The organism is Kitasatospora sp. NPDC036755, from assembly GCF_040636595.1.
GTDB lineage: Bacteria > Actinomycetota > Actinomycetes > Streptomycetales > Streptomycetaceae > Kitasatospora.
Map to the genome: position 1 here is coordinate 42,480 of NZ_JBEZUT010000014.1, position 8,364 is coordinate 50,843.

An 8,364-nucleotide genomic window follows, 5' to 3' on the forward strand; every position below is an offset into this window, starting at 1 on the left:
CGCCGAACTGGTCCGGCGCTGGCGGGCCGAGGGCCGGTCCGTGCCCGGGCAGCCCGATCAGGACCGGGAGCCGCCGCCCGCATCGCCCGGAGCTCAGTCGATGGCGTCCGGCTCCGGCTCCGCGGACACGGACCGGAACCCGGGAGGGGGCTCGGTGTGGATCCCCGGACCGTCCCCGGGATAGAACTGCCGCGCCCAGCGGCGGAACAGCCCGATCGAGCGCTCCCCGGGCACCAGCCGCGGCTGCGCCAGGTACCGCTTGTGGGCCAGCACCGGGCGGTCCTGCTCCAGGATCCGGACCGTGGCCCGCAGCGCCGCCCAGGAGGCCGCCCGGTCGACGGCCCGCGCCGAGCCGACCCCCGGCAACGACACCGCGGCCGTCGCCGCGACCCGGACCCTGGTCCGCCACGGCCCGAGCGGCGTCGGCAGCACCCACATCCACAGGGTGCCGCCCACCTGCGGTAGCTCCACCGCCAGGCGCATCATCCCGAGCCCGACCAGCGTCACCGGCTGCTCCAGGCTCACCGCTCCCAGCCCCGGGAACCGGGTGGTGGTGCGCTGGTGGACGGTGAACAGCGGGCCGGCCACCTCCGGCGGCGCCGTCTCCCGGGTGTCCAGGCCGTGCAGCACCCGGGTGTGCCGGAAGTCGACGCTGTTCTCCAGCACCTCCTGCGGATGGGTGGGATCCACCCCGCTCCACCACGCCAGCGGCCGCACCCCGACGGCCGGCGGCAGCTCCCAGGCGGGCACACCGCCGTCCGGCGCGCACCAGACGAACAGCGCGCCGTCCCGCTCGCACAGCCGGCGCCGGTCCAGCGAGCCCCGGAACCGGACGCCGTCCGGCGAGCCGGTGCAGGAGCCGTCCGGGCCGAAGGCGAAACCGTGGAACGGGCAGACCAGCTCCTCGCCCCGGACCGTCCCGCCCGCCCCGAAGTGCGCGCCCAGATGGGGACAGTGCGGGCCCACCGCGCGCACCGCGCCCCGACGGGTCCGGTACAGCACCACGTCCTCGCCCATCAGCCGGACGGTGCGCACCCGCCCCGGCGGCAGGTCCCTGACGCGGCCGACGCAGAACCAGCCACTCGGGTACGGCAGGGGGGCGGAGCGCTCGTCCACGCGGAGTCACCTCGATGGCTTGACGGCCGTGTGAACGTACCAGGCGACGTGCTCGCGCACGGCGTACATCTCCACCGTGGACGGGAGATTGAGCCACTTGGCCGGATCGCCGAGGCGCCGCACCACCTCCCACGGCAGCCTGAAGCGCGCGTGCACCGCCTCGGAGGCCGGCGTGCAGTACGGCGTCGCGTCCAGCGCCTCCTCGACCTCGAACCCGGCCCCGCCGAGCAGCCGGGGGAGGTCGCCGCCGTGGTGGACCCGGGCGCCGTTCCTCGCCATCGCGTCCAGGAAGGGTCCGAGCACCGCCCGTGCCCGCGCCGGGAGTTCGTCCACCGGGCCGGTGCTCACCGGGCCCAGCGGCACCAGCCGCCCGCCCGCAACCTGACCGCCCGTGCGGCGTTGAACCGGCCATGGACACCAACCACGCCCCGTTCGGCTCCTGGCCGGGAGCCTCATGGGCGGCGGACACCCCGCCCGCCCTCGACCGGCACATCCTCAGGGCACGTCACGCCGCAGTCATCGGCAACCGCTGGATGGCCCTGATCGAGGCGTCCGAGCTGGCGGCGCTGGCCGCCATGCCCGATGCGGCCTCCGTGCTGAAGAGCCGACGCGGCTACCTGCCGGAAAGCCCGGTCAACCAGGCCTTCGCGCGCACCCTCCGGGAACGGCCCGAGGATGTCGGTGCGTTCGGGCCGCCGATCGTACTGGCCTCGCGAAGCCCGCACTGGGAGCCCGACCGGGCCGGCGGTTCGGGGTTGCTCGGCCTCGACGGCGTGCAGTGCTTCGACGGGTTCCAGCGGCTGGTCACGATGGCCCACCTCTTCCGGGAACTGCCGCCGGGGCACCTCGACAGGGCTGTCCTGTGGGTGGTCGTCGTCACCGGCAAGGACATCGACCGGGCTCGTGAGCTGTGTGACGAGTCGGCTCACCACGTCAACCTGCCGGAGCCGCAGGACAATCTCGCGCGCTGCCCCCATCTCCTGCGCGTCCAAGCGGAGTTCCGGCGGGAGGGAGGCTACTTCGATCCCCGGCGGGGCATCGTGTCCGGACCGCACCCGGTCGGATTCACACCCGCGGACGTGTTCCGTTCGCTCGCCGCGCTCTCGACCGCGCGGCGCCCGCAGCTCAGCAACCAGTTGCAGACCCCCGAGGGGCTGAACGCGCTCTGGTCCGACATCACCGGCCCGGCCTACCGCAGCCTGGTCCACGAGGACCTGCACGAGATCAGCGTCCAGCGTGCCGTGGAAGCCCGCCGGGAGACCCAGACGGCGATCGCCAGGATGCTCAAGCGGGACAGCAGGGCGCACTGGAAGCTGCTGGAGTACGCGCCCGAGCTGGTCACGTGGGCGGCCTGCCGGGCGCTGCCGCTGGAGACGCTCCACGACGGAAGCGCGCCCGAGTGGATGGACCTCATCCGGGACGTGCTCCCGCTGGAGACCGAGCGGGTCGCGCACCTGCTGGTCGCGACCTACGCCCGGTTGCGGGGGTCGGACCGCACCTTCAAATCGACCGCGCCCGGCCTGGACCTCTGGTTGCGGCTCGTGGACGCGGTCATGGGCCAGGTGTGATCACTCGGCTCGCCGGGACCGCTTCAGCTCCGCCCAGCGGGCCTCCTGTTCCTCGGTGAGGGTCCCGCGGAGTTCGGCGAGTTTGAGGAGCTGGGCCTCGGCGTCGGCGCCCAGGGGCTGGGCCTCGGCGCGGTAGTGGTCGGTGAGCAGGGCGTCGAGCTCGGGGCGGGTGAGGGCGGGATCGAGGCGCTGGGCGAGCTTGGCCATGTTGCGGTAGGAGCCCTGGAGCAGGAACGGGGGCTCGGTGCGGGTGCGGTCGTCCTGGGCGGCGGAGGCCAGGTAGGCGCGGTTGACGGCCAGGACGGTGGTGCGCAGGTGGAGCAGGCCGGCGAGGACGGCGGTCATCCGCTCGACCTCGGCGGCGGGCCAGGCACCGGCCAGGGTGCCGCCGGGCAGCCCGCCGGCGCGGGCCAGCAGGGTGTCCAGGTCGGTGCGTTCGGCGGTGGCGAGCGGGGCCAGGTGGGGGTTGGCGGGCAGGGCGTTCTCGACGAAGCTGAGGGCGAAGAGGTCCTCGCGCCCGGCGACGGCGTCGCCGAGGTTCCACACGTCGGCGCGGTTGGCGAGCATGTCGGGCAGCCGGAAGAGCCGGCCGGACTCGGTGTACGGGTTGGCGGCCATGACCACGGCGAAGCGCTTGCCGCGCAGGTCCCACTCGCGGGCCTCGCCGTCCCAGACGCCGTCGATCCGGCGCTGGGCGTCGCACAGCGGGATGAAGCGCTGGAGGAACTCGGGCGAGGTGTGCTGGACGTCGTCCAGGTAGAGGAGCACGTTGTCGCCCGCGTGCAGGGCGAAGTTGAGCTTCTCGACCTCCCGCCGGGACGTGGCGTCGGGGGCCTCGGCCGGGTCCAGCGAGGTGACCCGGTGGCCGAGCGCCGGGCCGCTGACGGAGACCAGCAGCAGGCCGAGCCGCTCGGCCAGGTACTCGACCAGGGTGGTCTTGCCGTAGCCGGGCGGGGAGACCAGCAGCAGCAGGCCGCTGCGGTCGACCGGCCCGCCGGCGGCGGCCGTGCCGAGCTGCTTGGCGAGGTTGTCGCCGACCAGCGGGAGGTACACCTGGTCGATCAGCCGGTTGCGGACGAAGCCGTTGAGCGGGGCGGGCCGGTACTGGTCCAGCCGCAGCCGGGCGTGCTCGGCGGCCAGCAGCTCGCCGCGCAGCCGCTGGTAGGCCCGGTAGCCGGGCACCTCGACCCGCTCGAACTCCTCCACCTGGGCGAGCAGTTCGTCCAGGCGGAGGTCGAGTGCGCCGCCGGTGAGCCGCGGGTGGTCGCCGAGCAGCCCGGTGACCCGGGCGCCCACGGACCCCTCGGCGGGCCGGCGAGGCAGGGCCGGGCAGAGCAGCGCGGCGGCGGCCTCGGCGAGGTCGGCCGGATCGGCGTCGGTGGCGGCGGACTCCAGCCAGGCGGCAGCGAGTTGGCGCCGTACGGGCAGGAGTTCCGGCTCCTCGGGCAGAGCGTCCAGTGCCTCGGTGAGGCCGGCCGACTCAGGGGCGGCGCGGAACTTGTCGAGCAGGGCGGCGGCGCCAGCGGAGTGGGCGAAGCTGGGTGCGGCGGCGGCCAGTTCGGCCACCAGGTAGGGCCCGGCGGGCTCCGTGCCCGGAATGAAGTCCGCGACGGCGGAGGAGAGTTCGGCGGCCAGGGCGTCGAGCGCGGCCCGCGCAGGGGTGCTGCCGAAGGCGCCCAGGGCGAGGCCCAGCGAGCGGGCCCGGGTGTGCCAGAGCAGCCGCTGCCGCTCGTCGGCGCCGTGCGCCCAGTACAGCTGGGCGGCGGCCCGGGCGGCCGCCGGGTGGCGCAGCAGCCCGGCCTCGGCGTCGAGCCGGAGCAGGGCGCGCAGCAGCAGCGCGGCGTCGTGGTCGTGCACACCGCGCTGGTAGCCCTCGTCCGGGCGCTGCTCGGCGGCCCGCCGGACGTACTCCAGCAGGTCGGCGTCGGTGGACGGCGCCGCCGCCTCGACGGCCGGCAGCAGGCTCGCCGCGAGGTACTCGGCGCGGTACAGCCGCGGGGTCTCCGAGGGCAGCGGGCGGTCCCAGTACCGCTCGGTGGCGGCGAAGGCCGGGTCGGTGACGGGGGAGCGGTAGTCGGTGCCGGTGAGGGTGAAGGCGGGGCGTCCGCGCCAGGGCACCAGGGCGAGTTCGGGCCGCTGGGTGGTGACGGCGAACAGGTGCCGGCCCAGCCGCAGGGTGCCCGGGCCGTCCCCGGCGAGCTCGGCGCGGTCGCGCAGGGCCCGGTGGGCGCGGCCGCGCGCGGCGCGCAGCCGTCCGGTCAGCTCCGCGGCCCGGACCCGGTCGCCGAGCGCCGTCAACTGACCGGCGAGGTCGCGGAGTTTGACGGCCGTCGGGTCGGCGGCGAGGGCGGCGTCGATCTCGGCGGAGGTGTCGAGGCCGGCCAGCCTGCGGTGCAGGGTGTCGAGGACGCGCTCGGCGGAGGCGGCCAGCCGGTCGGCGCGCCGGGCCCGTTCCTCCAGCAGGTGCTGGCGGCGGGCGGTGAGCGCGTCGTGGATCTCGGTGCGCCGGTCGGTGAGCTGCTCGCCGAGTGCCGGGTCGGCGTCGGCGAAGCGGGTCTCCAGCTGCTCGATCCGCAGCAGCAGCCGGCCGAGCTGCTCGTCGCAGGCCTCGGGGGTGTCGGCGGCGGCGAGCGCGGCGGTGGTGGCCTGGCCGAGCAGGGCGGTCTCGGCGGCGAACTCGGCGGCGGCCTCGCGGGTGCGCAGCTCCCGGCGGCGCACGGTCAGCGCGGAGCGGGCCCGGTTGAGCAGTCCGAGCACGTCGGCGAGCCGGTCGAGGATCGCGGTGCGGGTGGTGGCGTCGGCCAGGTCGAGGGTGCCGACCAGCTCCGAGACGGTCTGCAGGGCCTCGCTCTGGGCGCCGAGTTCGAGGCCCAGCGGCTCGGCCTCGGCGGCGGTGGCGATGGCGGCGCAGCGTTCGGCGAGCTCGCCGGCCCGCTGCCGGTGCGGTTCGAAGGCGGTCGGCTCGGCGAGCCGGCCGACGGCGCGGTCGGCGGCCTCGGCCAGGCCCTCGGCGAGGTGGGCGGCGAGCGCGTCGATCCGCTCCGCGTCGGCGCGCGGGAGGTCGCGCAGCGCCTCGACGCGGCCCTGGGCGCGGCGCAGCCCGGACAGCCGGTCGACCCACTCGGCGGCGTCGGCCAGGGTCTCGCCGCGGGCGGTGCGCAGCAGGCCCTCGACGTGCTCGGCGGCCTCGTCGGTCTGCCGGGCGGCGTGCGCGGTGAGCTGGGCGACGGCCTCGTACTCGGCGACGACCTGCCGGGCGGTGTCGCGGATCTCGGCGAGCGGCGCGGCGAGGTCGCCGAGGCCGCTCTGGCCGAGCCAGTGGTGCCGGTCGGCGGTGCGGGTGCAGGCGGCGAGGACGGCCTGGTGGCCGGCCGGGGTGTCGGCGCCGGCCGCGGCCAGCCGGGCCAGGGCCAGGCAGTCGGCCAGGCCGCGGACCAGGTCGGCGTTGCCGATCCGGGCCAACGGGCCGGTGCCGGAGGGCTGTTCGGCGGCGAAGCGCTCGCTGGTGAACGGGGTCTGCCAGAGCTGGACGGGGTGCAGCCGGGTCGGCCCGTCCTCGGCCGGGCGCAGCGCGATCAGGGTGCCGTCGGCGAGCAGGGCGTAGCCCTGGCAGGCGAGCGGGGCGGCGGCCTCCTGGCGGACGCTGTTGTACGGCTGGAGCAGGGCGCGACCGTCGGTGGTCGAGCGGAACTCGTACAGCACGTCCTCGCCGTTGGGCGACACGACGGTGCGCTCGTACACCAGGCCGTCGACCGGCTGGTCGAAGGTGCGCACGGTGCCGTCCACGAGGTGGAGGCCGCCGGGGAAGGCCACGCCCTGGTCGGCGGGCAGCCGCAGGCAGGCCTGGCCGAGCGCGTCGATCCGGGTGACGGTGCCGGTCGGCAGGTGGACCACCAGGTGCCGCTCGGTCTCCTCCTGGTACGGGCGCACCCGCACCAGGAGCAGGGTGCCGATCCGGGCGTGGGCGATCCGGGCGTCGGCGAGGGTCTGGAGGGCCTCGGCGAGCGGTTCGCGGTGCAGCTCCCGGCCGTCCGGGGTGGTGATGGTCAGCCGGCCGCCGTCGACGCCGACCAGCAGCTCGCCGGCCAGATCGGCGCGGGGCGGGCGGCCGGGGCCGGCGGGCAGTTGGTCGTCCCGGGTGAGCGCGGTCCAGGGCAGCTGCCGGCCGTCGGCGGGGGTGTGGTCGCGCTCGCCGCGCCCGTCCAGGTAGGACGGCCGGGCGTCGTCGGCGGAGCCGCCGTCCAGGCGCCAGCGCAGGACCCGGACGTCGGTGGCGGCCGGGCCGGTGCGGAAGACGGCGAGCAGCCGGCCGTCCACCGGGCGCAGCCGCTCCAGCCGGGCGTCGCGGAAGTAGCGCCGCAGGTCGGCGAGGTCCTGGCGCAGCCGGGGGTCGTCCAGCAGGGTGCCCTCGGCGGGCGCGGGGGAGAGGTCGGGGTGGTGCAGGCCGAGGGCGTCGGCGAAGTCCTCGGCGCCGTCGGAGGGTCCGGCCGGGCGGGTGGCGAGCAGCAGCAGCCCGCCGGCGGCGGTGAGGTCCTGCGGCAGGCAGGCCCGGGCGGTGGTGAGTCGCCCGGTGCCGGTCAGTCGCAGCTCCCCGCCGCCGAACTCGGCGACCCGGCGGGCGTTCAACGCCTGGGCGCGGTCGGCGAGTTCGGCGGCGGCTCGGGCGAGCCGGTCGCGCAGGACCTCGTAGGTGCCGGTGTCGAGCCGGGCGTCGAGGGCGTCCACGGTCACGGTCACGTTCCTCAGTTGACTCGGTGGAATCGGTTGCTCGGTGGGCTACTTGGATCCGTTGGCCGAGGCGAGGCCGCCGGCCAGCGCCCCGATCGGGGTCTCCGCGACGCCCAGCTTCCGGGCCGAGTCCAGCAGTTGGCGCAGCTGCCCGGCCTGGTCGCCGGCCCCCGAGCCGATCAGCTTCATCAGCAGGGCCGACACCGTCAGGTTCTGCACGTCGGCCGTGGAGACCGAGGAGAGCACCCTGGTGAGGTCCTGGGTGAAGTCGGCCCGTCCGTCCAGCCAGGGCCCGGCCAGGGTCTGGGCGGTCTGCGAGTGCTCGACGAAGGCGTCCACGCTCTTGCCGGCCGTCACCGACCGCACCAGCTTGTCGAAGAACACCGAGTCCCCGCCGACGATGTCGATCTTCGCCTTCTCCAGCCCGGCCGCGACCAGCGCCGCCTGGGCCTCGGCGATCTGCCGCTGGGTGTCCAGCCCGGCCAGCCGGACGTCCTTCTCGGCGGCCAGCCGCAGGCGGTACTCCTCGTGCCCGCGCGAGGCCTCGTCCAGCTTGGCCATCGCCGCGGCCTTCTCGGTGAGGCCCTCGGCCTCGGCCTTCAGCTTGCCGCCGATCTCCAGCGCGGCGGCCTTGGCCTTCTCCGTCTGGACGGCGGCCTCGGCGCGGCCGACCTTCTCCACCGCCGCGGCCTCCTGCTCGCGGACCTGGACCCGGGCCAGGCCCTCGGCCGCGGCCTCCGCCCGGATGCCCTCGGCCATCCGGATCTTGGCGGCCGCGTCCAGCTCGGCGGCCTGCTGCCGGGCCTCGGCCATGACCAGCGCCTCGCGGGCCTTGTGCGCGGCGGCCTGCTCGGCGGCCTCGGCGGCCTTGATGTCCTTGACGAGCTTCTCCTGCGCCTCGGCCTCGGCCTGGATCACGACGGCCTTGCGGACGCGCTCGGCCTCCTCGGTG

The 8,364-nt window shown here is 76.0% G+C and carries 4 protein-coding genes and 1 pseudogene; 1 reads left to right on the top strand and 4 read right to left on the bottom strand.

Annotation, left to right across the window (positions count from 1 at the left end):
* Window positions 1-93 precede the first annotated feature (93 nt).
* Window positions 94-1,116, bottom strand: coding sequence for a Rieske 2Fe-2S domain-containing protein (locus AB0E96_RS03870; RefSeq protein WP_359818057.1), 1,023 nt, complete (start codon window positions 1,114-1,116; stop codon window positions 94-96).
* 6 nt (window positions 1,117-1,122) lie between these two features.
* Window positions 1,123-1,464: a hypothetical protein gene (locus tag AB0E96_RS03875; protein WP_359818060.1), complete on the bottom strand. Its 342-nt coding sequence runs from the start codon at window positions 1,462-1,464 to the stop codon at window positions 1,123-1,125.
* A gap of 62 nt (window positions 1,465-1,526) precedes the next feature.
* On the opposite strand from AB0E96_RS03875, the gene AB0E96_RS03880 reads away from it, so the two are divergent.
* Window positions 1,527-2,684: a hypothetical protein gene (locus AB0E96_RS03880; protein WP_359818063.1), complete on the top strand. Its 1,158-nt coding sequence runs from the start codon at window positions 1,527-1,529 to the stop codon at window positions 2,682-2,684.
* On the opposite strand, the gene AB0E96_RS03885 is transcribed toward AB0E96_RS03880, so the two are convergent.
* Window positions 2,685-7,415 carry a DNA repair ATPase gene (locus AB0E96_RS03885; protein WP_359818065.1) on the bottom strand — a complete coding sequence of 1,577 codons (4,731 nt, stop codon included), beginning with the start codon at window positions 7,413-7,415 and terminating at the stop codon, window positions 2,685-2,687. It abuts the gene before it with no gap.
* A 45-nt stretch (window positions 7,416-7,460) separates the two neighbouring features.
* A pseudogene (locus tag AB0E96_RS03890) lies at window positions 7,461-8,364 on the bottom strand (flotillin family protein); the annotation flags it as partial.